At 43.3% G+C, this 23153-nt stretch carries 21 protein-coding genes and 1 pseudogene; 10 read left to right on the top strand and 12 right to left on the bottom strand.

What is annotated here, in order from left to right; translation table 11 throughout:
* The first annotated feature begins 74 nt into the window (after window positions 1-74).
* The 4 genes from AC3CH3_RS15600 (at window position 75) to AC3CH3_RS15585 (ending at window position 5636) form a co-directional block, all read left to right on the top strand.
* Window positions 75-2657, top strand: coding sequence for a molybdopterin oxidoreductase family protein (locus AC3CH3_RS15600; RefSeq protein ID WP_488538621.1), 2583 nt, complete (start codon window positions 75-77; stop codon window positions 2655-2657).
* A gap of 335 nt (window positions 2658-2992) precedes the next feature.
* Window positions 2993-3388 carry a DUF3465 domain-containing protein gene (locus tag AC3CH3_RS15595; RefSeq protein WP_050907653.1) on the top strand — a complete coding sequence of 132 codons (396 nt, stop codon included), beginning with the start codon at window positions 2993-2995 and terminating at the stop codon, window positions 3386-3388.
* Window positions 3389-3498: 110 nt separating this feature from the next.
* Window positions 3499-3948: a GNAT family N-acetyltransferase gene (locus AC3CH3_RS15590; protein WP_488538620.1), complete on the top strand. Its 450-nt coding sequence runs from the start codon at window positions 3499-3501 to the stop codon at window positions 3946-3948.
* Between the two features lie 1124 nt (window positions 3949-5072).
* On the top strand, window positions 5073-5636 hold the full coding sequence (locus AC3CH3_RS15585) for a pyridoxamine 5'-phosphate oxidase family protein (RefSeq protein ID WP_488538619.1): 564 nt from the start codon (window positions 5073-5075) through the stop codon (window positions 5634-5636).
* A gap of 450 nt (window positions 5637-6086) precedes the next feature.
* Here AC3CH3_RS15585 and AC3CH3_RS15580 read toward each other — a convergent pair whose 3' ends face one another.
* Together AC3CH3_RS15580 and AC3CH3_RS15575 are read right to left on the bottom strand one after the other, a co-directional pair.
* The gene (locus AC3CH3_RS15580; protein WP_488538618.1) at window positions 6087-7241 is read right to left on the bottom strand and encodes an IS110 family RNA-guided transposase; all 1155 of its coding nucleotides are present in this window, start codon (window positions 7239-7241) and stop codon (window positions 6087-6089) included.
* Between the two features lie 109 nt (window positions 7242-7350).
* Complete coding sequence (locus AC3CH3_RS15575) at window positions 7351-8481, bottom strand: ISAs1 family transposase (RefSeq protein ID WP_261875708.1); 1131 nt, start codon at window positions 8479-8481, stop codon at window positions 7351-7353.
* A gap of 211 nt (window positions 8482-8692) precedes the next feature.
* Here AC3CH3_RS15575 and AC3CH3_RS15570 point away from each other — a divergent pair, with 211 nt between their 5' ends.
* Both AC3CH3_RS15570 and AC3CH3_RS15565 read left to right on the top strand, forming a co-directional pair.
* Window positions 8693-9652, top strand: a complete 960-nt coding sequence (locus AC3CH3_RS15570) for a hypothetical protein (RefSeq protein ID WP_488538617.1) — start codon at window positions 8693-8695, stop codon at window positions 9650-9652.
* Between the two features lie 161 nt (window positions 9653-9813).
* Window positions 9814-10287 (top strand): hypothetical protein, encoded by a 474-nt coding sequence (locus AC3CH3_RS15565; protein WP_488538616.1) that lies wholly within the window; start codon window positions 9814-9816, stop codon window positions 10285-10287.
* Between the two features lie 381 nt (window positions 10288-10668).
* On the opposite strand, the gene AC3CH3_RS15560 is transcribed toward AC3CH3_RS15565, so the two are convergent.
* From AC3CH3_RS15560 to AC3CH3_RS15545, 4 genes are all read right to left on the bottom strand, one after another.
* Window positions 10669-11694, bottom strand: a complete 1026-nt coding sequence (locus AC3CH3_RS15560; RefSeq protein ID WP_488538615.1) for an IS110 family RNA-guided transposase — start codon at window positions 11692-11694, stop codon at window positions 10669-10671.
* A gap of 89 nt (window positions 11695-11783) precedes the next feature.
* On the bottom strand, window positions 11784-12062 hold the full coding sequence (locus tag AC3CH3_RS15555) for a type II toxin-antitoxin system RelE/ParE family toxin (protein WP_019823661.1): 279 nt from the start codon (window positions 12060-12062) through the stop codon (window positions 11784-11786).
* Window positions 12059-12343, bottom strand: a complete 285-nt coding sequence (locus AC3CH3_RS15550; protein ID WP_019823664.1) for a type II toxin-antitoxin system RelB/DinJ family antitoxin — start codon at window positions 12341-12343, stop codon at window positions 12059-12061. Before AC3CH3_RS15550 ends, AC3CH3_RS15555 begins: the two co-directional genes overlap by 4 nt.
* Before the next feature lie 445 nt (window positions 12344-12788).
* Window positions 12789-13814 (bottom strand): IS110-like element ISVisp6 family transposase, encoded by a 1026-nt coding sequence (locus AC3CH3_RS15545; RefSeq protein ID WP_488538614.1) that lies wholly within the window; start codon window positions 13812-13814, stop codon window positions 12789-12791.
* 106 nt (window positions 13815-13920) lie between these two features.
* Here AC3CH3_RS15545 and AC3CH3_RS15540 point away from each other — a divergent pair, with 106 nt between their 5' ends.
* Together AC3CH3_RS15540 and AC3CH3_RS15535 are read left to right on the top strand one after the other, a co-directional pair.
* On the top strand, window positions 13921-14244 hold the full coding sequence (locus AC3CH3_RS15540) for a YqfO family protein (RefSeq protein ID WP_488538613.1): 324 nt from the start codon (window positions 13921-13923) through the stop codon (window positions 14242-14244).
* Between the two features lie 158 nt (window positions 14245-14402).
* A complete protein-coding gene (locus AC3CH3_RS15535) occupies window positions 14403-14804 on the top strand; it encodes a YunG family protein (protein WP_061025733.1) in 402 nt (133 codons plus the stop codon).
* Between the two features lie 18 nt (window positions 14805-14822).
* Here AC3CH3_RS15535 and AC3CH3_RS15530 read toward each other — a convergent pair whose 3' ends face one another.
* The 4 genes from AC3CH3_RS15530 to AC3CH3_RS15515 all read right to left on the bottom strand — a co-directional run bounded on the left by AC3CH3_RS15530 (window position 14823) and on the right by AC3CH3_RS15515 (window position 17637).
* Complete coding sequence (locus AC3CH3_RS15530) at window positions 14823-15113, bottom strand: type II toxin-antitoxin system RelE family toxin (RefSeq protein WP_488538612.1); 291 nt, start codon at window positions 15111-15113, stop codon at window positions 14823-14825.
* Window positions 15103-15351, bottom strand: a complete 249-nt coding sequence (locus tag AC3CH3_RS15525; RefSeq protein ID WP_004730320.1) for a type II toxin-antitoxin system Phd/YefM family antitoxin — start codon at window positions 15349-15351, stop codon at window positions 15103-15105. The genes AC3CH3_RS15530 and AC3CH3_RS15525 overlap by 11 nt, the downstream gene beginning before the upstream one ends.
* Window positions 15352-15570: 219 nt before the next feature.
* Complete coding sequence (locus AC3CH3_RS15520; protein WP_488538611.1) at window positions 15571-15969, bottom strand: hypothetical protein; 399 nt, start codon at window positions 15967-15969, stop codon at window positions 15571-15573.
* Between the two features lie 96 nt (window positions 15970-16065).
* A complete protein-coding gene (locus AC3CH3_RS15515; protein WP_488538610.1) occupies window positions 16066-17637 on the bottom strand; it encodes an EAL domain-containing protein in 1572 nt (523 codons plus the stop codon).
* Between the two features lie 345 nt (window positions 17638-17982).
* Here AC3CH3_RS15515 and AC3CH3_RS15510 point away from each other — a divergent pair, with 345 nt between their 5' ends.
* Window positions 17983-18405, top strand: coding sequence for a lysozyme inhibitor LprI family protein (locus AC3CH3_RS15510; RefSeq protein ID WP_488538609.1), 423 nt, complete (start codon window positions 17983-17985; stop codon window positions 18403-18405).
* Between the two features lie 162 nt (window positions 18406-18567).
* A complete protein-coding gene (locus AC3CH3_RS15505) occupies window positions 18568-19359 on the top strand; it encodes a carbon-nitrogen hydrolase family protein (RefSeq protein WP_019823671.1) in 792 nt (263 codons plus the stop codon).
* Window positions 19360-19531: 172 nt separating this feature from the next.
* Here the strand turns inward: AC3CH3_RS15505 and AC3CH3_RS15500 are convergent.
* Window positions 19532-21929, bottom strand: a pseudogene (locus AC3CH3_RS15500) (CHASE3 domain-containing protein).
* Between the two features lie 222 nt (window positions 21930-22151).
* Entirely contained in the window at window positions 22152-23153 is a 1002-nt protein-coding gene (locus tag AC3CH3_RS15495; RefSeq protein ID WP_488538608.1) for a substrate-binding domain-containing protein, read from the bottom strand.

The following is a 23153-nucleotide window of genomic DNA, read 5'->3' as shown; positions in this document are numbered from 1 at the left end:
ATTATTTGCTATTCATCAGCTGTTATTAAGTGGCGTGTTATTTGCTTGGTTTCAGTTATTACAATTATGGATATTTGAGCGAGAAACGGATGACGGATTCAAACAGCGGCTGGATAAAATCGACCTGTGCTTATTGTGGTGTAGGATGTGGAATAGAAGCGAGACCGACATCGCTAGGAAAACTAGAAGTGCGTGGTGATAAAGATCATCCATCAAACTATGGAAAGCTTTGTACTAAAGGGATCGCGCTCGGCGACACCGTCACGCCTTTAGGTCGTCTTACACAGCCTGCTCATATTCAGAATGAGCAAAAACAACAGCTGGATTGGAACAGTGCCACTCAGTTGGTCGCAGACAAATTCAATCAAACCATCGAAGAATATGGGGCCGATTCGGTTGCGTTCTATGTGTCTGGTCAGCTGCTTACCGAAGACTATTACGTTGCCAATAAACTGATGAAAGGCTTCATTGGTAGTGGCAACATCGACAGTAACTCTAGGCTATGTATGGCTTCAACCGTGGTCGGGCATAAGCGTGCATTTGGCGCAGACACAGTACCTGTTTGTTATGAAGATCTCGAGCAAGCCGATCTAGTCGTGATTACAGGCTCCAACCTAGCATGGTGTCACCCGGTACTTTTCCAAAGGTTAAGAGCCGCAAAACAAGCCAACCCTGAATTGAAAGTGATCGTCATCGACCCTCGTTATACCGACACCTGTGAAATTGCTGACATGCACTTGGCGTTGGAGTCAGGCTCAGATGTCGCACTGTTCAATGGTTTGCTAGCCTACTTAGATGACAACGACCAACTCGACACTGACTACATTGAACACAACACCCAAGGTTTTACGGAAGCCATTCGATCCGCAACTCATTACCGTTATACCGAGTCAGGCTGGGGCGACAAAAGCGTTCCCGAACTAACAGGGCTTACAGAGCAACAACTAGAACAGTTCTACAAGCTGTTTGCTTCTAATGAGAAAGTGCTCACCATCTATTCGCAAGGCGTTAACCAATCCACACAAGGGTGCGACAAGGTAAACGCCATTATTAATTGCCATTTAGCGACCGGAAAAATCGGTAAACCGGGCATGGGGCCTTTCTCAGTAACAGGCCAGCCAAATGCCATGGGTGGGCGAGAAGTGGGTGGCTTAGCCAATACCTTAGCGGCGCACTTTGAATTTGGTGATCCGCAATCACACCAAACCGTCAGCGAGTTTTGGCAAACCGACAGCTTAGCGACTCACGCAGGCTTAAAAGCCATCGACCTATTTGATGCGATGAATGACGGCAAGATAAAAGCCGTGTGGATCATGGCAACTAACCCTGTCGTGAGTTTGCCAGATAGCGAAAAAATCAAAACCGCATTAGAGAAGTGCCCGTTTGTGGTGGTGTCGGATTGCATTGCCGATACGGAAACCACACGCTTGGCCGATGTAGTGCTGCCCGCGCAAGGGTGGAGTGAAAAGTCGGGCACTGTAACCAACTCTGAGCGTCGAATCTCACGCCAACGCCGCGTATTACCAAGTCCTGGTGAAGCCAAACCTGATTGGTGGATATTAAAAGAAGTCGCGCAAAAGATGGGATTCAAAGAGCAGTTTGATTACCGCCACGAAGGTGAGATCTTCAAAGAGTATTGCGAGATGACAGCCTTAGGTAATGAAACAGGTAAAACGCGTGACTTGTGCTTAATCGGGCTTACTCAGCTAGATGAGAAAGGCTATGGCGAACTCACTCCACAACAATGGCCAGTACTTGAATATCAACCAGAGATCATTGAACAGCGCATGTTCACCGATGGCGAGTTCTTTACTGAATCTGGCAAAGCGCAGTTTATTGCCGTTGAACACGACAAGCCGATTGCTGATACCAGCGTCGAATTCCCCCTAATCATGAACACAGGCCGAATCCGAGACCAATGGCACACCATGAGCCGCACGGGCTTAGCCGCAGGTTTAGGTGAACACACACCAGAACCCTTTGTCGCCATGCATCCAGATACGGTTGCAGAGCTTGGTTTAGATGAATTCGGGCTAGATGCCTTCAACCACGCGACTATTAATCCGGTGGTGAAAGTGCGCAGCGCACAAGGTGAGTGCCAAGCGCGCTTAGTGGTGACCAAAGAGATGCGCCGCGAACAAGTCTTCATGCCTATCCACTGGAACGCACCGACCGCCAAAGACAGCAAACCGTGTGACTTGATCTTGCCTCATACCGATGCTGCATCTGGCCAGCCAGAGTTTAAACACACCCCAGTGGTGGTTGAACCGTGTGGCTATCGCAGCGAAGCCGCATTGGTCAGTGACAAGGTGATGGATTGCAGCGGCTTTGATTACTGGGTGCGCCAAAGAGTGGAGGGCGGTTTTCTGTATCGCATCTCATCATCCAAGAACCCAATGGAGCTGGTGATTCAACTGGCCAACACACTCGATGCCTTACCAGAGCCGAACGCAGAGGCGATCAAATCACTCCATTACCACGGCAACAAATCATTCAAGAACTACGGCTCTGCCAAGCTGGGTCAGTCTGGCGTAAAGCAAGCTTTCGTGGTGAACAGTAAGCTCGACCATCAAAGCATCGACTGGCTGGTGGAGTGCCTAACAAGAGAAGCCGATGAAGAGTTCGAAGCCGAGTTTTTGAGTACCATGGCGAAGTAGTTACTACCTCTCACTTATCCATACCTAAAGCAAAAATGCCGACAATCATGTTGGCGTTTTTGTTTGAGAACACGATTCCCAAGATAACACCTTCATTGCCTGAACTGCGGTTTACTCACACATTAGGGAGTTTTCTGCATTTTGCCGAAACTATATGGAAAATTTCTGCTTTTTGTCATGTTTGATACAAAGATAAGTAGGTAAGATGATGTTATTAAATGAGTTATTAGACTAAGTGTAGTGTGTCTTGGAAACTAGACAGAATTGTTTCAGGGACAAAATGCAGAATTATTCTGTCTAATATAGCTGTTATGTGAATTGGAGAAATTGACTATATGAAGAAGTTTATCGCTATATTTATAGCACTCTTTTGTCTAGCCTCGATTGGTGCTCAAGCTAATGACCATCAGTTAAAACAAGCATATGAGAATCATCAAAGTGATGTTCAAGTTCAAGGCTCAGGCACAGTCATTCGCTTGCTACGTGATGACAACGAAGGAAGTAGGCATCAAAAATTTATTTTAAAGTTGGACAGTAAACAGACCTTACTTGTTGCGCACAATATTGATTTGGCTCCTAGAATTCCAAACCTAAAAGTGGGCGATCGAGTTCAGTTTTACGGTGAATATGAATGGAATAAAAAAGGTGGTGTTATGCACTGGACACACCATGACCCAAACAATAGACACCCGCATGGTTGGTTAAAGCACAACGGTAAGACGTACGAGTAAAAATTCACATAACAAAGCATTTAAGAGTGATTCGCAACGCTTGGCGTTTTCGCTTCGCTCAAGTATAGCCAAGCGCCGCTCACACCTTAATGCGGCGTTATGTGACAGGTATGAGATTCGAACACAAGAAAGTAGAACCAAGCAATATTGATTTTCAGTCACTCATGGCTGAATTGAACTCATCACTTAGCCAGATCACTAATGATTCTGGCGAAAGCTCGTTTTTATCTGATGCTTTCGATTCGTCGAAAGATGGATGTATTGTGGTCTACCTAAACAAAGTTGCTGTAGCGTGTGGGGTTTTTAGGCACCATCAAAATGAAGTCTGTGAATTAAAGCGAATGTACTCAAACAAACCTGGCGCAGGTGGTTATTTACTCAAACAACTAGAATGTTATGCGGTTGAAAAAGGTTATAAAAAAGCCGTCCTGTCTACACGTAGAATTAACTTAAAAGCGGTGAACTTCTATAAACGTAACTCTTATTCAGTGTCAGGTGCATATGGAAAATACGTTGGTGTAAAACGGTCAATTTGCCTATCAAAGGCGCTAGTCACATAACAAAGCATTTAAGAGGGATTCACAACGCTTGGCAGTTTTGGTTTGAATTAGCTTAAGTGTTTACGGCACAATGGTTTAGGCTGGGTGGAATGCGTTGTTCACCCCTTAATGCGGCGTTATAAGGTGCTTTCTTAATCAGGTTTTTTGAAGTTTTGTGAGTACGTTTTGTTGGTGTGTTTCCGATTCAAATCGCCAAAGTGAGTTGGATTTAGAAAAGTGTTTTGCAGTTTGTATTGCTCCTTAATTTGCTTTTTCACTTGCGAATTCATCAATGGGTAAAACGTGAATTTTGTTTGTTTTGGGGCTGTTTTTTCCATTTCGTCAATCAAGTTTTGTGGCGGTGGTTTTAACCCAAATGGGCAATTGGGTTTTCATAAAGTGTTTAATATTTAGTTTTGTTAAATCTGCGTAGTAATTTTTTTGCGTGAGTTCAGAGTTAAACATTAAATGGCTTTAAATCTTGTGGGTTTGTTTTATTATTCCATTTCGTTGTGCACTGGTTAACTTGTTGTTTTAAAACTGATCGCACACTTATAACAAGGCGTTTAAGTCGGAACAAAAACAGTTGGCTTTTGTTCGTGCCTCACAAATTATAGCCAACTATTTTCGTCCGCTTAACGCGACGTTAGTTGGTTTTCAAAATAGAGGTTGGTAATTCTTTCTACGAAATTGGATTGAGTTCAATTTGTGTTTCGCTGTCTTCTAAGTTTCCACCTTGTAGGTGAGTTTGTAATCCACGATCATTCCGCCAAAATATGCTGTCGTTAATAGTCGTCTGGTGCAATGTTTAATCTCGAAGTGCATTGATATCTTCGGCTCCATTAACTCCGCTTATTTTATAATGGCGTCATTCTGGTTTGCTAGTTTTCAAGTAGTAACCTTTAGAGTGCATTTAAGTTGTATTTGAGTCGTAGTTTTTGAATTGGTCACTGGATAAAATTTCCAATATTTATTATCGTGTTTGTTTGGTCTTTAAATACCGCCAAACACAACTAACAAGGCACTTAAACGGAACTAAAACAGTTGGCTACGTTTCGCTTCGCTCCACATTATAGCCAACCATTTTAGTCCGCTTAGTGCGGCGTTATGCCTTTTGTCGAAAATTAACATGGAGGTTAATCGTTTTGGGTAAGCAATTTTCAGAGTTATCGGATAAACACATTGAATTTATAGGGCAGCAAAAAATCTATTTTGTAGCTACCGCAGCAGAGAGTGGTAGTGTGAATCTGTCCCCTAAAGGTGGCGATTCCTTACGGGTTATCAACCCGAAGCAAATAGCTTGGTTAAACCTTACAGGAAGTGGCAATGAGTCAGCATCACATGTCATTCAAAACCCAAGAATGACCGTTATGTTTTGTGCTTTTGAGGGCTCTCCTCTAATACTTCGAGCCTATGGTAAGGCTACTGTTTTGCACTCTCAAGACGATCGTTGGGGTAAGTATGCACCGATGTTTCCTGAAAGTGTTGCTTCTAGACAAATCTTTGTCCTAGACGTCGATTTGGTACAGTCTTCTTGCGGGATGTCAGTTCCTTACTTTGCCTATGAGGGAGACCGTGAAGACCTAGCTAATTGGTCAGAAAAGCAAGGTACAGAGGGTATAGAAAAATACTGGCTTAAAAAGAACCAAAAGAGTATCGATGGTTTTGAAACAGAAATCGCCAAAAGGTCTGGCTTGGACGTAGAGTAACCAAATCGCTCTAATCACCACAGGCATAACAAGCAATTTAAGAGGGATTCCCAACGCTTGGCATTTTTGCTTCTACTTCAAATTAAGTGTTTATGGCACAATGCTTTGGGTTGGGTGGTAGCGTTGCTCACCCCTTAATTGGGCGTTGATATGACCCCCACTGTCAATTAAAACGTAGAAGTTTCTGCTCCCACATTTCAGAGCCTTTTGTTTATTTTGAGATAGTGTTAACGCATAGATGAAGCAAGTAATTTCGTCGGTTCTCATGCTGATATACGTGGATTACTCATCGCGAGATGAGCAGCGCCTACCTTACTTATTTCGTCGTGGCACCTGTCTTCAGTCTATGCTCGTGGTTCAATAAAGCGCGAGCTTTATTGCCATCCTAACGCCGTCGGTGTTTGTGCCACACCCGATGCTCTATCCAATGCGTTAACACTAATTCTTTTCTCATACAGGCAGCCTTGCAATCCGTGTTTTTGGTTCGACTGCGCTAACGACCACCTCTCTTGCGATAGCCCAGATATACGCGATCATTTCTCTTGCGATAGCGGCGACGACAACGTTTCGATGTTTGCCTTTTTGTAGTAATCGTTGATAGCGGCGACATAATCGTTGCTGAGCATGCCAAGCAATACCGACAATTTCTTTGGGCAGTCCTTCTTGTCGCAGTTGCAGTTCGACGGAGATATTAGCTTTGTGCTTATAAGTATGTGCGCCCTCAATAAGCAACCGTCGTGCTCGACTGTTTCCGCATTTGGTGAGGCTCCCTCGCTTCGTTTTACCGCCACTGGAGCTTTCAGTCGGTACGAGGCCAACATAAGCCATAAGTTTTCTGGGATGGTCGAAGCGACGTAGGTCGCCGAGCTCGGCAATGGTGCCGAGAGCAACAAGGAGTCGCACCCCCCGCATAGCTTGAATGGCTTTGACAACAGGGTAGTAACGCCAGTTTTTGACTTGGTGTAATAACTCGTTATCTAACCGTTGTAATCTTTGCATCCGCTCACTGATGGTGATGATCATTTCTTGCAATACAATCTGTTGGCTGTGATGGGGAAGAATGAGGTCGGTTAGCCACCGTAGATGCTTTTTAGACCAGTTATCATTCACCGTCGCTTGTACATTATTACGTAGAAGAAAGCCTTTGAGTTGGAATTTTGCATCTTTAAGATCTTTCATCGCGGTTTCTCGAGCCCTTGATAAATCTCTTATCGCCTCGTCTTCAGATTCAGGCACATAAATAGGCGTAAGCTCTTCAGCCTTAAAAAGCTTGGCAAGTTTTGCAGCATCCCTCTTATCTGTTTTGACTCTATCCCCTGATTTCTTTGGAATAAGGGAAGGAGCGATGACACAGCAGCAGTGGCCAAGGCTGGTGAGCAATCGGTATGTCCAGTATCCACATGGCCCAGCCTCGTAGACAAAATGGAGGGTGGCTTTTGGATATTTAGATTGCAGTTGTTGTGTGAGTTTAATGAGGGCGGACTTGTTAGACTTTATCCGTCCCAAATGTTCAGGTGTAGCCCCGCGTTGCTCTTGCAAGACGGCGACTTGGATAAATGACTTATGCGTATCTAAGCCAATGAAAATTATGCTATCGTTATTCATGCTAGCCTCCAAATTTAGTTGTTTGAACACACTAATTATGGCTCTGGCTTTACGCTAACCCACGAAATTGGAGGCTAGCACCTCGTGGGGGTCATTATGCAGGGCAAGATTACGAAGCCCCTTGTACTGCAAGGACTTGCGAAAGGTAGCTATTGCTACGGTTTGCTTTTTTCTGCTTTCTTTTGATCCCTGCTTTGAAGCTAGTTTCTTCCGTCAGCAGATTTAAAGCTATATGTCTTATAACTGCTAAATTCTCACCAGCTTGCTCTCGACGAATCCGACATTCATCTTCTTTAAAACCTACGTCTAATCGCCAGTGCATCTGATTTTCAATGCTCCAATGTGCTCGCGTGCTCTCTAGTAAAGCTTTAGCCGTCAGTTTTGCTGAGCTTATGTAGTGCTTGATTTGCATTGTTTCTGCTGGCTTATCACCTTCTTGACGAATTGAAACGACCATACCAATGGTGGAGAGTCCCGCCCAATCAAGCGCTATATCGCCTAAGAAATCTGTATTGTGAACAACCATACTCAAACGCGTTTCTGTACGACCATGTCCTTTCTCTTGAGTGACGTATTTATCACCTTCAAAACTATTAAGCATACTAGAATTAAACACTTGGCTAATCGCTTGCTCCAATCGTTTTTGATTACCTTTTACCGCTAAGAGGTAATCTGCATCTTGGCCGACTATCTTTTCAGCTATATCCTTCTGGCATCCCATAGCATCAATCGTCACTAAGCAACCTCGTAAGGAAAGCATTTCAAGCAGTTCGGGGATCGCTTTGATTTCATTGCTTTTGTCTGCTGTTTTAACCTGCCCTAACACAACTTGATTTGCAGCACTAAACGCACTAACCATATGGATTGCACCACAACGCTTGTCTTTGTTGTATGTGCCTCTGAGAGTTTTGCCGTCGATAGCAATCACTTCACCCTCAGTCACCTCATGACAGTCTTTCATCCACGCTGTAAAGCATCGTTGTAGTTGCTTGGCGGAAATAAGATTGATAACTCGGGCAATGGTATCGTGTACTGGTATGCCTTGTTTGAAATCACCATACTGTCTAAGCCATTCCAAGTTATCTTCACCAAAATCTTCAATATCCTCCCAACCTTCAGCACCAGCAATCACTGCTGCAATTGTTAAGAAGATAATGTCGGTTAGCGTGTGCTCTATTTTCCAAGCTTGGCGAGGGTCTCGAATAACTGAAATATGGTCCAAAAGGCTTAATCCGTTCATTAGGCTAAATATCTGCTGTTAAAAAACAGTATATGATCACACCTAAATCTGATCATCAAATCGATCTTGGATGTATTGAGATTATTGTGACTTCAGTGTACAAATTAGTGGAAACATTACTTCACGCTACCCCTTATTCCATATGGGTTTTTCATGATCTTGCCCTGGGTCATTATGTCTATGCTTATCGACGAACAGGAGGAGTTGAAGGTTGGAAGGAATAAAGAATATACATATTCAAGTAAAAAGTGCATATCCAGTCATTAGTGCATATGAGTTTGAATTTCTTAAAGAATTAGATGAGATCCAACAGCTTTGGAGTGAAAGTACCATATATTTTATCGTCCAAAGACCTTTGATTTATTTTAATAAGCTTCATATCGATGAAGGTATAGTGAAATACGAAATATCCGACATGAATGGAAACCCTCCGCTTACGGGAAGCCTAGACCCATACACTGCAGGGTTTGCTCGTGAAGGTGAAAGCTTTCATTTTACTGCCAATTTGTATACGGGGAGCGCTAAAGATAAAATGTCTTTGGACTATGTATCATCGTTCGCAATTGAAACTGAAACCCGAGAGCATTTAGCATGGATAACGCCTCAAAAAATTATCCACTTGAGTATAATGGGCAGTGAAGGCTATGCTCTAGAAGGCAATGTAAAGGATTATATAGATTACAGAGTTCATTATATTGGGCAAGCCTTTAGTCAAGATATTTGGTCTCGCCTAACTGGTCACGAAAAAATGCAGTCTATCCTGACTAGGGAAGCACTATTTGATAGCAAAGGTAATCGAAATTCATTTGAAATAGCACTGATTTTAATGGAGGTTACAGGATTCAGTGAAGCACAAATGATGCCTTTTCAATCATGGATGCTACAAGGCGATACCAAGCCAATAGTTCATAATTTGCAAGGTAACTCATTTAGCGGCTTTTGTTCTCCTTTTATAGATGCAGATGACCAGTCATTGACAAATGAAGTCGAGGCTCTTTTAGTCAATAGTTTTCAACCTGAATATAATAAAATAAAGTTTAAAAAGTACCCTGACATTGCAAATGGCACTAGGTCAAAAGGATATACTGAGGCTACCTTACAAATTGAGTATAACCCTGTTACTTTCGTAACTGATTCTCATAAAATAGAACCGATATTTGTACGAAAATAAGCATAACAAAGCGTTTAAGACGGATTCCCAACGCTTGGCATTTTCGGTTTTCTTCAGCGTAAGTGGTTATGTCATAATGGTTTAGGTAAGGTGGTAGCGTTGCTCACCACTTAACGCGGCGTTAGCTTTTATCAACGGAATCATCACAAACGAGGGATATTATGAAAATCTTTAAGTCTATTTTGTTGCTCGCGTTGGCAGCTTCTTCTTTTAGTTCTTTTGCAAACTCAAATATACTTGTAGGAGCATGGAAATGTAGTTCTGCTTTGCCAATTTCATGGCTTGATGCCCTGAGTGTTTATTCACCCGACGGTAGTTTTAAAGGCGTTGCTAATTCAATAACTAACTCTGATAACGGTGCTGTAGAATTTGACATGTATATTGATGGCTCGTGGACTTTAAGTGGAAACATGCTCAAAACAAATATCACTAGTCTCGAAGTATTTCCAAAAAATTCATTAGCCAAGAAAGAAATTAAAACAATTGAAGAAGCGGTAAATCAACCATCGCTTTTGAATTCTGAACAGGAAATTATTACCTTAACCAACGGCAATTTAAAAACAAAAAGTAACACTGGTGTAGTGGATAACTGCTTTAGAGCTATCTCAGCAGCTGATCTAAAAAATAAAAGCTAACAAAGCGTTTAAGACAGATTCCCAACGCTTGGCATTTTTTATTCCATCGTTGGGTTTTGTGTTTAAGGTGGTATGGTTAGGTTTCGTGGTGGCGTTGCTCACTACTTAACGCGGCTACATGGATTCCCCCGGTTGTCAAACATCCGCTAAACTTATGTTGATGGGTTTTGGACTGCCGCTCTACATTCGGCCTACTTATCGACGATTCGCATACGTCGTGGCCCTGATGACTTTGCGCGACTGCGGTGCCTTATTCGTTAGATGACATCTAGTGTGTCCGCCGCATTAACAGGCTCTCCGCAAGTGGTCTTAACCTATCTCCATCATTAGCGTCTGCAATGACCCGGTGGGTTTAACTCTTTATGCTGCTTAGGTTTCTACTTAAGCAGCATAGTTTTCATATTCTGTTTGATTGTGTAAAAGCGACCATATAATTCGTGCGTTCTTCGCGGCCAGTGCCACTATTGCTCGGTTCATTCCTCTTCGTTCTAGAACGCCGCGACACCACTGACTTAACTTATCTTGCTTGTCGCCAAGGTTGGCAATCACGGTCCTTGCGCCATGAACTAATAGTGTTCGTAAGTATTTATCACCGTGTTTGGTTATTCGGCCTAAGCGAGGTTTTCCTCCTGTGGAATATTGCTTTGGTACGAGTCCTAGCCAAGCAGAGAAATCACGGCTTTTATCAAATTGAGAACCATTGCCTATCGAAGCAAGTATCGCAGTAGCGGTTTGAGGACCAATGCCTCGAACCTTCATCACTCGTTGAACATTAGTGCTGACCTTAGCAAAAGAATCAAAGACTTGTTCAGTATCGGCGATACGTTGATTCAATTCACCAAGGTGGTGATAAGCATCGGCTATTACTGTTCTAGCGAGATGTGGCAGTTCATTTTCTGCACCTTCGAGCATTAAGGGAATCTGTTTCATCAATGAAGAGCGACCAACGGGAATGATCAACCCGAACTCAGAAAGTAGGGCGCGCATGCGATTCATAAGCGCGGTGCGTTCACGAACCCAATGCTCTCTCATTCTATGTACCGATAGGATGGCTTGTTGCTCTGGTGATTTTACGGGCACAAAGCGAGTGGATGGTCGCTGAACAGCTTCGCAGATAGCAACAGCATCATTAAGGTCGTTCTTTCCCTTGGTTCGATAAGGAATTACGTATTTAACGGCCATAATACGGGTGTCGTGACCCAGTTTTTTGAGTGTTCTTGCCCAATAATGTGCACCACCACACGCTTCAACGCCTATACGCATGAGCGGCATATTTGCTATTGTAGTCAGTAGTTTAGAGCGGGTTACTGACTTATGAAGTATGACCTTACCATTTTGGTCCACGGCATGAAGACTAAAGTGGTTTTTGGCTAGGTCGATACCGCAGAAATAAGAATAATCAGACATGGTGCCTCCGATGCATTTAAGTACCACATAAGTGTGGCAGATCCTCGGTAGGGGGAATCCATGTCATTCGTTAGTTGCCGTACGCCGCATTAGTCCGTAGGGAATTTCTGTTTCTGGTGAAGAACTCGCATAATGCGAATAATTGAGCCTTCCACCCAATAAGAAACTATCATCGAAACTTCAGGAATAATAAGCAGTCTTCCTCGAATTCCATCACGTTGTACGCCTATTAATGGGTGCTCAAGTAGGATCTCGACTTTAGCTTCAATAATGTTGTCGGTTCTTTCTGCGACATCAGGGTTAAAGTCATAAAGGAATTCAAAGATTTTCTCTCGATCATTGAGGGACTCTTCTTCCCACAAAATCATTGTTGACCTCTGCTTCGAATTCTAGCTTTTCGTGCTTCCATACGAGATTTTGCGGATTCATTGTCAACAAAGACGGCTTTTCCAGAGTCATACTTATCAAAAGCAAGATTAACTTGTTCCGTTAACCAGACATCGTGGGATAATGTTTTTCGTTGTTGTTCTGCCATTTGCTCTGTGAGTTCACGGCAAGCATCACTAAGTGTACGACCTTGGCTCTCTGCCATCTGTTGAGCTAGGCGTTTTGTTTCGTCATCAACGCGAAATTGAATTCTGGTGTCCATGTGAGACTCCTAAAAAGCAGTGTGTGCACAAATGTTAGCACTGGCGCTTGAAATGGGCAACTAACAAAGCGTTTAAGACAGATTCCCAACGCATGGCATTTTTCATTCCATCGTTGGGTTTTGTGTTTAAGGTGGTATTGTTAAGTTTCGTGGTAGCGTTGCTCACTACTTAACGCGGCTACATGGATTCCCCCGGTTGTCAAACATCCGCTAAACTTATGTTGATGGGTTTTGGACTGCCGCTCTACATTCGGCCTACTTATCGACGATTCGCATACGTCGTGGCCCTGATGACTTTGCGCGACTGCGGTGCCTTATTCGTTAGATGACATCTAGTGTGTCCGCCGCATTAACAGGCTCTCCGCAAGTGGTCTTAACCTATCTCCATCATTAGCGTCTGCAATGACCCGGTGGGTTTAACTCTTTATGCTGCTTAGGTTTCTACTTAAGCAGCATAGTTTTCATATTCTGTTTGATTGTGTAAAAGCGACCATATAATTCGTGCGTTCTTCGCGGCCAGTGCCACTATTGCTCGGTTCATTCCTCTTCGTTCTAGAACGCCGCGACACCACTGACTTAACTTATCTTGCTTGTCGCCAAGGTTGGCAATCACGGTCCTTGCGCCATGAACTAATAGTGTTCGTAAGTATTTATCACCGTGTTTGGTTATTCGGCCTAAGCGAGGTTTTCCTCCTGTGGAATATTGCTTTGGTACGAGTCCTAGCCAAGCAGAGAAATCACGGCTTTTATCAAATTGAGAACCATTGCCTATCGAAGCAAGTATCGCAGTAGCGGTTTGAGGACCAATGCCTCGAACCTTCATCACTCGTTGAACATTAGTGCTGACCTTAGCAAAAGAATCAAAGACTTGTTCAGTATCGGCGATACGTTGATTCAATTCACCAAGGTGGTGATAAGCATCGGCTATTACTGTTCTAGCGAGATGTGGCAGTTCATTTTCTGCATCTTCGAGCATTAAGGGAATCTGTTTCATCAATGAAGAGCGACCAACGGGAATGATCAACCCGAACTCAGAAAGTAGGGCGCGCATGCGATTCATAAGCGCGGTGCGTTCACGAACCCAATGCTCTCTCATTCTATGTACCGATAGGATGGCTTGTTGCTCTGGTGATTTTACGGGCACAAAGCGAGTGGATGGTCGCTGAACAGCTTCGCAGATAGCAACAGCATCATTAAGGTCGTTCTTTCCCTTGGTTCGATAAGGAATTACGTATTTAACGGCCATAATACGGGTGTCGTGACCCAGTTTTTTGAGTGTTCTTGCCCAATAATGTGCACCACCACACGCTTCAACGCCTATACGCATGAGCGGCATATTTGCTATTGTAGTCAGTAGTTTAGAGCGGGTTACTGACTTATGAAGTATGACCTTACCATTTTGGTCCACGGCATGAAGACTAAAGTGGTTTTTGGCTAGGTCGATACCGCAGAAATAAGAATAATCAGACATGGTGCCTCCGATGCATTTAAGTACCACATAAGTGTGGCAGATCCTCGGTAGGGGGAATCCATGTCATTCGTTAGCTGCAATCGGTATGTAAAGAGTATTATCGAAAATGTATAAACTAGAAATATTTTGTAATCCAGAGCAGCAGATGTTAGTACAAAATGTATTACATGAATCTGGAGTCGATAAAATTGGTAATTACGATCATTGCTGGGCAATTGGTTCGGTTATGGGGTCTCATCGAGCATTAGAGGGCTCAAATCCAGTATTTGGTTCTAAAGGTGAGGTTGAAAACTACAAGTTACTTAAAATTGAAATCAACGTCTCAACAGAACAAGTGAGACCTATTGTAGAGTCTTTGAAAGAGAGTCTCGGATGGGAAGAGCCATTGGTTAATGTGTTCAAACTCTACAATATAGAGTTTGATCTCTAACTTTTGAGTTTGCAGCTAACAAACCGTTCAAGCAGGATTGCCAACGCGTGGCAAACTCAATGGGCTTTTGTGTTTAAGGTGGTTTCAATAATTTAAGCGGTTGTAAGTTGGCAACCTCTTAACTGGGCTAGGTAGCTAAGGAGTTTTAAGTAGAGCATATGAAACCGAGTATAAGTGATGTATTAAAAGCTCTTCAGGATAGCTGGTCTTTAGAAAGCACTGAGGAACCAGAAAACTGGACTCAATCTAATCCAAGTCGTGGGCAATGTGGAATATCTGCGCTAATAATTAACGACTATTTTGGCGGAAAGCTAGTTCTATGGAAGGTATTTTTGGGTGAAGATCAAGTTGGCTTTCATTACTCAAACGAGTTACCCGATGGCACGCTATTTGATTCAACTGGCGATCAATTCTGGGAAAGTGAAGAGCTAAAAGAACCTTCTTCGTTTGAAAGACCAGATAAACTACCAAAAAATGGAGCTGACCGGTATTTGGACTTATCAAATTTGGTTCGTAGTAAATTGGAAAGTTATCGGGTAGGGGCGGAAGTCTCTACCTAACGCGGCGTTCTACCGCAATCAATCATCTAACCTTTTCATAGCTTTACGGTAAACATCGCTACGTTCGCGTTTTCCGACTGCTAAGACGGTTACAATGATGACATCGTTTTTAACTTTGTAGACGAGACGGTAGCCAGATTGACGCAGCTTAATCTTATACATGTTGTCAGTTCCAGAGAGTTTTGAAGCCGGAACGTGCGGGTTATCTAAGCGCTCGATTAGCTTTTTCTTAAATTGTTGTTGAAGCGTTGAGCCAAGCTTTTTCCACTCTTTGAGTGCACTCTTTTTAAAGTCGAGTTTATAGGTCATCAATATTTACCGAAATGCTCTCTTCAGATTCACGCTCTTTCGCAATAGTTAGTAGTTCAAGATCTTCGAGTCTGTCCATCATCATTTCGTACGCTTCGGCTGGTACACAATAAAATGCTGGCTCATTTCGGTTCAATACAGCAACTGGTTCACCGTAAGCACTAGTTGCAACTTTCATAGGGTTAGCTTTCAACTCAGTAATGCTTGCAGCAACATCGGCTAAAATTCTAGTGGTCATGTAATGGGTCTCTTAAGTGGTCTTTGTTTCGGTCATTTTAGCCTCAACCAAGCGGTATAACAAGTTGCTTAAGAGTGATTCGTAACACGTGGCATTTTTACTATGCGTTGGTTTATTTATAATGGAAGAGCATGGTGGGGAATTTCAGTTTGCTTAGGCTAACAAACGTTTAAGATTCAAGCTAACCAAACAGGGCGCCAATTACCGGCGCCCTTTGTGTTAGTTGGAAACGCTATAAGTGTCGTAGTCGCGAAGTAAGAAGATCGCGATACAGGCTGCGAGCATTGGCCAAGAGGTGAAGAACAGTAGGTTGTTGAACGGGTCCATGTATTTTCCAAAAGAGGAAAAGGTTGGTCCTGCATGCAGGACTAAAATGGCTCCGTAGGTGTACTTTTTCCACATGCCTACAACGAATGCGCCCAAAAATCCGAGCTGCGCGACACCCAGAGCCATCATCGCATTGTTCGAGATGTCGATGCCGTAAAAGCCAGACAGTACTTTTGTCGCGTGCTCAGGGACAGTAATCTTATCCAAGCCCCTGAACAAGAAGACGATAAAAATGCCGATTCTCAGCAGTAATAGGCTAGTTGCCAGTTTGGTTTGAAGTGTCTTTTCCATGATATCCATTGTGATGCATTCAATGATGCGATGATTTAAATGTTCATCAAAGGAGACCCATAGCCTTCGCGTTTTCTTTCGCAGTTTTTCAGTGGCTTATGTAACAGGAAATGTCTGGTTGGTTTGTTCCTCAACGTTATCGGACTCAAAATGCTGCTGCCTGAGTAAGCTGACAGTCAGGTTTATCGGCATTGGCTTATAAAAATAGAAGCCTTGGATATAGTCGACACCTAGCTTAGATAAGATTTTTACTTGTGACTCATACTCGACACCTTCGACAATGACTTGCATGCCTAAGGTGCGTGATAGTTGAAGCATGGACTCTAGCAAAGGGAGACCAAAGCTGGATTCGTCGGATATGTTTTTCACGAACACGCGATCAATTTTGAGAATGCTGAACGGGAACTGTCTTACGAAATCTAACCCTGCGTAGCCTGTGCCAAAATCATCAATCGCGACTCTTACGCCCATGTTCGATAGCTTGGTTAGGTTGTCTCTAATTTTGAACATATCGGCATCAGAACATTCACCATCTTCGGTTACTTCAAATACCACCTGCTTGAGGATCTCAGGGTGTCTTTTAAAGATGCTGATCACTTTGTTAGAGAAGTTACTGTTGGACACAACGTTGCGGCTGATGTTGACGCTGATGTACTTTGATTCGAACACGTCTTGATTGCTTTTCAACGTCATTAATACTTTGCGCAGCACGAAGTAGGTGAGCTCCTCAATCAAGCCTAAGCTTTCAGCAAGCGGAATGAAAATAGCAGGGGAGACGTTACCTTCAATTGGGTCGTTCCATCGCAATAACGACTCACAGCCGACGATCTCGTTGGTGTTTTGGTTGACGATAGGCTGCATGTGAACATGAAGGTGCTGGTTTTTTAGCGTACTTGAAAGCGAATATTCTAAGCTACGTTGGCTCTGCTTTTTATGTTTGATCGAAAGGAGAATAATGGTGGTGATTCCGGCCATCAAAAAGCCAAACCACAAATAGCTCAACATGAAGTGAAGATAAAACTGATACCCAATGTATGAGGTGATGGTCAACGGGTAGGTGTTTGATTGTATCCGCACCTTGGCGATTGATGAGTCAATATCGATAGGGTGGATATCTCTTTTGATCACTTCAACTTTGGCCTGTATTCCATGGCTGCTCAGGTTTGGTTCAACAAGGTCATAGATGAAGTGTGGCGGAATCATTAGGCTCACTCCGGCATCTTCTTTGTTCGAGAAAATGAGCATGATGGACTGAACTTGCGTGATGGCCGAGTTGGAATACGACAGGGTCGTTAAATTCGGGTCGTCATTGAGCCGCTGCCTGATGGTGCTGTATAGGCGAAATGAAACGTCACCATCAGTGGTTGAACAGTAAAATCGGTTTTCTTTATTGAATACCGCTGCTTCTTTTACCCAATCAGCTTCAAAAACGTTTTGTCGAAGCTGTCTAACGATCGCGTCGCAAGACTGTTCAGGTCTAACTTCAGATAAAAAACGGTCGAACCTTGACTGGATCCCTCCTAACCTGGTTTCGACTAACCTTGATGTGTCTTCGGTTAATGTTTGGTAGTGATACGGTGTAAAAGGAATGAGCATTGCCATGGAAAAAAAGAAAGAAATGGCAAAGTAAAATGAAGTCTTGGCAATATTTTGGTACTTGATATCCATAGTTGGAGAAGCGTTACCGATTTATGTGAGCATTCGATTTAATTTATAAAGTTAGCGATTACGTAGCAATATAAATAATTAATATTGTGAATGCAGGTACGAAATATTGATATAAATAATATGTTTTCTAGTTTTACCAGCTAAATCTTGATGTTATCTCGTTTATTTGAGTTATCGAGGCGTCATTTTTGATGATTCATGCGGATAACAAATGCTTATATCCTGATAAGTTTTGTTGTTATTTGGCCGAGCTGAATGAACTGAATGAGCTGAATCTTGAGCCATGTTTAAATTAATAAAGTCATGTCACGATTCGTTTTGGTAGTGACAGCATAAAGGATGTTTATGAAAAAACTGATATCAGCACTCATAGCGGTGTGCTTCTCATTCTCTGCGTTGGCCGACGAAGGTGTTGTTGATTGCGAGAATGCGATGAATACCATCGAGATCAATCAGTGTGCGGCAATTGAGTTGGAATCTGCACAAGCGGAACTGGATAAATACCTTGCGGTCAGCTTTGAGCACAATGCTTATGATGCTGAGCTGGTGGCATCAATTAAGAAGGCTCAGGAGAGCTGGCAGGCGTACATGACAGCGCATTGTGACTCGGTTTACACCCAATGGCGTGATGGTTCTATTCGAGGGGTTATGGCGCTTTCCTGCAAGACGACGTTAACCAAACAGCGCACGCATGAGGTGTGGGCGAATTTCTTAACCTATATGGACAGCACGCCTCCCGTTTTACCAGAGCCTAAATTAGCGCCGTAGGCCGGTTTAAAATACGTACAGGACTGTGTACCTGCTTCAACCTTTGGCGTGCGAATAAGAAAATGATAAGGGATTGCCTTACTCTTTCGTTCTTAGTTCTTAGTTCTTAGTCTCCAGTTTGAAGCATTACAGCTTGAAGTGTTACCTAGCAAGGATTCGATTTTGAATAATGTCAGCATCACTCTTATTCAGCTTGAAGTTGAATACAAAAACAAACAAAAAAACATTGATTCGGTCTCTGATCTTTTACAAGCGGAGTCGTCAGTCGGTGATATTACTTTACTGCCTGAACTGTTCACGACTGGGTATATTTTTAATGAGGCTGAAGAAATTCATGAATTGGCTGAAGACTTCACGGACAGCAGTACTATTGATTCATTAACTCAGATGGCAGCGAAGCATCACACCTTGATTGTTGCGGGCATTGCCGAGAAAGATAGCGACCAATATTACAACAGTGTGGTGGTTGTGGATGCTTCTGGTTTACGACACAAATACAGAAAAATCAGTCAAACCAAATTCGATAAGCAGTATTTCTCGAGAGGGGACGAACGCCTCACGTTTGAGCACAAAGGCTTAAAGTTTGGTGTCGCGATTTGCTTTGATATTTGGTTCCCGGAGATCATGAGAGGGTATCAGTCGGTCGACGTTATTCTTCACCCTGCCAATTTCGGCGGGCAGCACAGTTTTGCTATTGCTCAAACAAGGGCTTTAGAAGAGGGGTGTCATGTCGTGACATGTAATCGGGTTGGACAGGATGTGGTTGATGCGTTTACCGCGACTTATTGTGGTGGAAGCCGAGCCTACTCACCCAAAGGGGAGTTAGTGACTCAACTTAATGAAAAGCAATCTATAGAAACCGTGAGTATTCAAGATCTCTCGATTGCGCCGCAATACAATGGCGTTGATGTTGAAGATGAGATGCAGCAAATCACCGATCTGTTAAACCGCTAAACCGTTAGACCGTTAGACCGTTAAATCGTTAGAACAGAGATTAGCGCGGTATCAGATCGAAAAACGCAGGGTGATTAAGCCTTGCGTTTTAGTTTGGGAACGAAGCGTTCTAAGCTTGATCGTTCATTTGATTCAGATGCTCGACTGAATGGGCGTTTTTCATCCGCTGAGCTTAATGGATATTGACCATAAGGCGATTGAGCAGTTTTTGCAGTCGTTCAATATCTGGCAGTTGTTGATTTTTGGCTTCGACTTCTAGCTCCAATGCCTGCTTAGAAAGCATGTTAAGGCCTAAGTTTAGTGACATGCCTTTAATGGAGTGCAGAGTACGACAAAGTGGCTCCAACTCCTTCGCTAAATAGTATTCGATGACACGATCAACCGACTGTTCGAACTCAATAATGGTTGAGTCGATGAGTAAGCTGAACCCTTCCGTGTCGTCTTTCAGGATGTGTATCACTTCTGAATGGCTGATCTCTTCTTCCGTTAACCTTAACGTTTCAATAGGCTTACGATGAAGCTCGACAATATTTTCATTCTCACTCGAACCTTCGGCTGCGGTTTTTTTCGGTAATCGACTTGAGAACTGTTGTAGGGCGTCGAAGAAACTCTCTTGCTGCAGAGGCTTGGTCAGAATATGGTCGACACCCGCCTGAATAAAGTTGTCATGCGCCTCACGGAATACATCGGCCGTGTAAGCGAATATCAAGGTATCGAGTTTCAGTTTTTCGCGGATGTGATGCGTTGTTTCGACCCCGTTCATTTCAGGCATATGATTGTCCATCAAGATAAGGTCATATTGAGTAGTTTTGAGGCGTTCAATCGCTAATTTTCCGTTCTCTGCATGATCGACATGATGGCCGAGTTTTTCACAGAAGCCTTGTGCAACAATGGCATTAATACGGTTATCTTCCACCAACAGGATGCTTAACGAGTCATAACTGAGAGTTTCTGCATCGACTGTATGGGTAGCGATGTCTTTCGCTTTGCTTTCTTGCCATGTGATAGGCAGGGAGACTTGGAATTTTGTACCAAGCCCAACTGCACTGGTTAATGTGACTTCTCCGTTCATGAGGTTGACTAGGTTCTTGACGATTGCGAGGCCAAGCCCTGTTCCGCCAAACTTCCTTGTTGTGGAAGTGTCGGCTTGTTCGAACGAATTGAATACCTGCTCGTGCTTATCTTTCGGGATACCAACCCCAGTGTTTGTTACCGTGAGAATCAGTTGATTGTTGGGGCGATTTAGGTCAGCTTGAATGGACACATGACCTTCTTTGGTGAATTTGGTCGCATTGCCGCCCAAGTTGAACATGATTTGACGTAGCCTTGCACAGTCTCCGACGAGTTGGATGTTTTTCGGTATGTTATTTTCGATCAACAGGCGAATGCCTTTTTCATCGGCTAAGGGTTTTAGAGCGCTGCATACAGGCTGCATGACTTGAACAAAATTAAAGGGTGCCACATCTAGCTCAAGCTTGTTTTCTTCGACTTTTGAGAAGTCGAGAACGTCGTTGAGTATTGTCATCAAGTGGTGACCAGAATCGAGAATGATGTTGATGTTCTCTTTTGTTTCGGGTTCTTGGGTCTGGCTTGCAATGATTTGAGATATTCCAAGAACGCCGTTCATTGGCGTTCTGATCTCGTGGCTCATGGTAGACAGAAAATCGCCCTTAGCTTTATACTGCGGCTTCTGCTTTGGTTCGTTCGGCAATTAGCTCCTGAGTTTTCGTTCTCATTTGACTGTCATTACTGATCAAATTGGCTGTCATTTTTTGAAAGCTTTGTTTGAGATGAGCGATTTCGTCTTGGGTGTTTATATTCGAACTCAATTCCAGAGTTGCAGCACCTTGATCCAAATGGCCAGCGGCAACTTGGTTAGTAGCCTCAAGTAGGGTGTGTAATCTTCGATTAATACGCTTTGACGCCCACGCAGCAACAAGGAGTGATATGAACACTGAAAACAGTGTTCCGAGGATTAATATGTAGCTGGTTTGATTGGCTGAGCTCTTCGATTTTTCGACCCTGAGAATAATAAGTTGTTGTTCAATTTCAATGAATTGAGCAATCTCTTGGCGGATCTCGTCAATCAATTTTTTTCCGGTTTGCTGCTGAGTGAGATCGATGACACTTTGTATTTCAGCTTCGCCTTTATTGACAAGGCTGCGTTGATTGATCTCTTTCTCTCCAGACTGTTTCAGCCATGTTTTATGAATATCATCGATTCTATATAGGCGTTCTACTTGAGGTGGGTTATCACTCACTTGATTCGCAAGGGTATGGAGTTTTTGAGGCCATACATCAAGAGCTAAATGGTAGGGTTCTAAAAAAACAGGATCACCCGTGATCAAGTAACCACGTTCAGCCGCTTCTATGTCGACTGTTAATCTGAGAAGTTCTTGAGCCCGAGCGATGGCTTTATGTGTGTGTACAACCCAATTATTGTCTTTTACAACCGTTCGTGTGTTTTCATGGACAGAAAAAGCCACGATAAGCATCAAAGCGATAGGAATCAAAAAGCTGACTAATAGCTTTTTCTGTAGGGATATATTGTCAAACCAACCCGCGATCATAAAACAGCGCTCTCGATGTCGTTATTATTCATTGTTAGTGTAGATGATAATCAGTCGTTAAGTACGCAAATAGTTGTTAAGTGCGTGAATACATACTTTAGCGTGTAAGTTTCGCATATTAACGGCATTTTGGGGGGTGATTAAGCGGCGTTATTATGTTTCAAAGATAAAAAAGCTAGCTCAATAAGCTAGCTTTCAACGGTGTGATGAGTGTGACGAGTATTAAAGCGCTTTTACACTGCTTCGTTCAACAAGAGTAGGTTCAAGTTCAACGACTTGCGGATAAGCATCTGGAGTTTGTAATCTGCTTAGTAAGGTATCGACTGCGGCTTTACCTAAACGATGTTTTGGCTGGTGGACAGTGCTTAACGCGGGGATCATGTACTTCGACAGGTGGATGTCATCGTAGCCAATGATAGACAGATCATTCGGAATCGATGTGCCATCTTGCGCCGCAGCGTGAATCACGCCCATCGCCATCATATCGTTACTTACGAACAAGGCAGACGGCATTTCGCCACGAGTTTTCAATGTCTGATAAGAGTCAAAACCACCGTCACATTCAAAGTTGGATTCAACAATCCACTTAGGGTTGATCTCTAAATTGGCTTCTTCCATTGCTTGCTTGAAGCCTTGATAACGAGACGAAGCTTGATTGCGGTGCAGTGGCCCTGTGATACAACCAATTTGAGAATGGCCGTTATCAATCAGGTGCTTAGTTGCCATGTAGCCACCTTGGTGCGAGTTATCTTGGATCTTATCGCTCGCAAACAGCATAGGGCCCCAGTCCATTACCACAACAGGCAGTTCTGGGTAGCGATCAAATACATCGATATGTTCGCCTTCAAGGGTAGAACACATCAGCATCAAGCCATCGACACGCTTTTGCAGCAAGGTATCGATAGAGGATTTCATGCGTTCGCTGTCACCTTCGGTGTTACACAAGATAAGGTTGTAGCCTTTTTCGTAGCAACGACGTTCCACACCCTTTACCACTTCACCAAAGAATGGATTGGTGGATGTGGTCACTAGCATTCCCAAGGTTTTGGTTTGCTTCATTTTCAAGCTGCGAGCCAATGCAGAAGGCGCATAGTTGAGTTCTTTAGCCGCACTGTTAACACGCTCAGCAATCTCTTCACTGACAAAGCGTGATTTGTTGATCACGTGGCTCACGGTAGAAGTCGAAACCTTTGCGAGCCGTGCGATGTCTTTCATTGTTGCCAT

This window comes from Vibrio sp. QJM3NY_35, from assembly GCF_057785915.1.
This window is presented reverse-complemented; position numbering and strand designations above follow the sequence as displayed.

Coding starts and splice junctions, on each gene's coding strand:
- AC3CH3_RS15595 (WP_050907653.1), top strand. CDS start 2,993: ATGAAGAAGTTTATCGCTATATTTATAGCACTCTTTTGTCTAGCCTCG.
- AC3CH3_RS15590 (WP_488538620.1), top strand. CDS start 3,499: ATGAGATTCGAACACAAGAAAGTAGAACCAAGCAATATTGATTTTCAG.
- AC3CH3_RS15580 (WP_488538618.1), bottom strand. CDS start 7,241: ATGAATAACGATAGCATAATTTTCATTGGCTTAGATACGCATAAGTCA.
- AC3CH3_RS15575 (WP_261875708.1), bottom strand. CDS start 8,481: ATGAACGGATTAAGCCTTTTGGACCATATTTCAGTTATTCGAGACCCT.
- AC3CH3_RS15565 (WP_488538616.1), top strand. CDS start 9,814: ATGAAAATCTTTAAGTCTATTTTGTTGCTCGCGTTGGCAGCTTCTTCT.
- AC3CH3_RS15560 (WP_488538615.1), bottom strand. CDS start 11,694: ATGTCTGATTATTCTTATTTCTGCGGTATCGACCTAGCCAAAAACCAC.
- AC3CH3_RS15555 (WP_019823661.1), bottom strand. CDS start 12,062: ATGATTTTGTGGGAAGAAGAGTCCCTCAATGATCGAGAGAAAATCTTT.
- AC3CH3_RS15550 (WP_019823664.1), bottom strand. CDS start 12,343: ATGGACACCAGAATTCAATTTCGCGTTGATGACGAAACAAAACGCCTA.
- AC3CH3_RS15545 (WP_488538614.1), bottom strand. CDS start 13,814: ATGTCTGATTATTCTTATTTCTGCGGTATCGACCTAGCCAAAAACCAC.
- AC3CH3_RS15540 (WP_488538613.1), top strand. CDS start 13,921: ATGTATAAACTAGAAATATTTTGTAATCCAGAGCAGCAGATGTTAGTA.
- AC3CH3_RS15535 (WP_061025733.1), top strand. CDS start 14,403: ATGAAACCGAGTATAAGTGATGTATTAAAAGCTCTTCAGGATAGCTGG.
- AC3CH3_RS15530 (WP_488538612.1), bottom strand. CDS start 15,113: ATGACCTATAAACTCGACTTTAAAAAGAGTGCACTCAAAGAGTGGAAA.
- AC3CH3_RS15525 (WP_004730320.1), bottom strand. CDS start 15,351: ATGACCACTAGAATTTTAGCCGATGTTGCTGCAAGCATTACTGAGTTG.
- AC3CH3_RS15520 (WP_488538611.1), bottom strand. CDS start 15,969: ATGGAAAAGACACTTCAAACCAAACTGGCAACTAGCCTATTACTGCTG.
- AC3CH3_RS15515 (WP_488538610.1), bottom strand. CDS start 17,637: ATGGATATCAAGTACCAAAATATTGCCAAGACTTCATTTTACTTTGCC.
- AC3CH3_RS15510 (WP_488538609.1), top strand. CDS start 17,983: ATGAAAAAACTGATATCAGCACTCATAGCGGTGTGCTTCTCATTCTCT.
- AC3CH3_RS15495 (WP_488538608.1), bottom strand. CDS start 23,153: ATGGCAACAATGAAAGACATCGCACGGCTCGCAAAGGTTTCGACTTCT.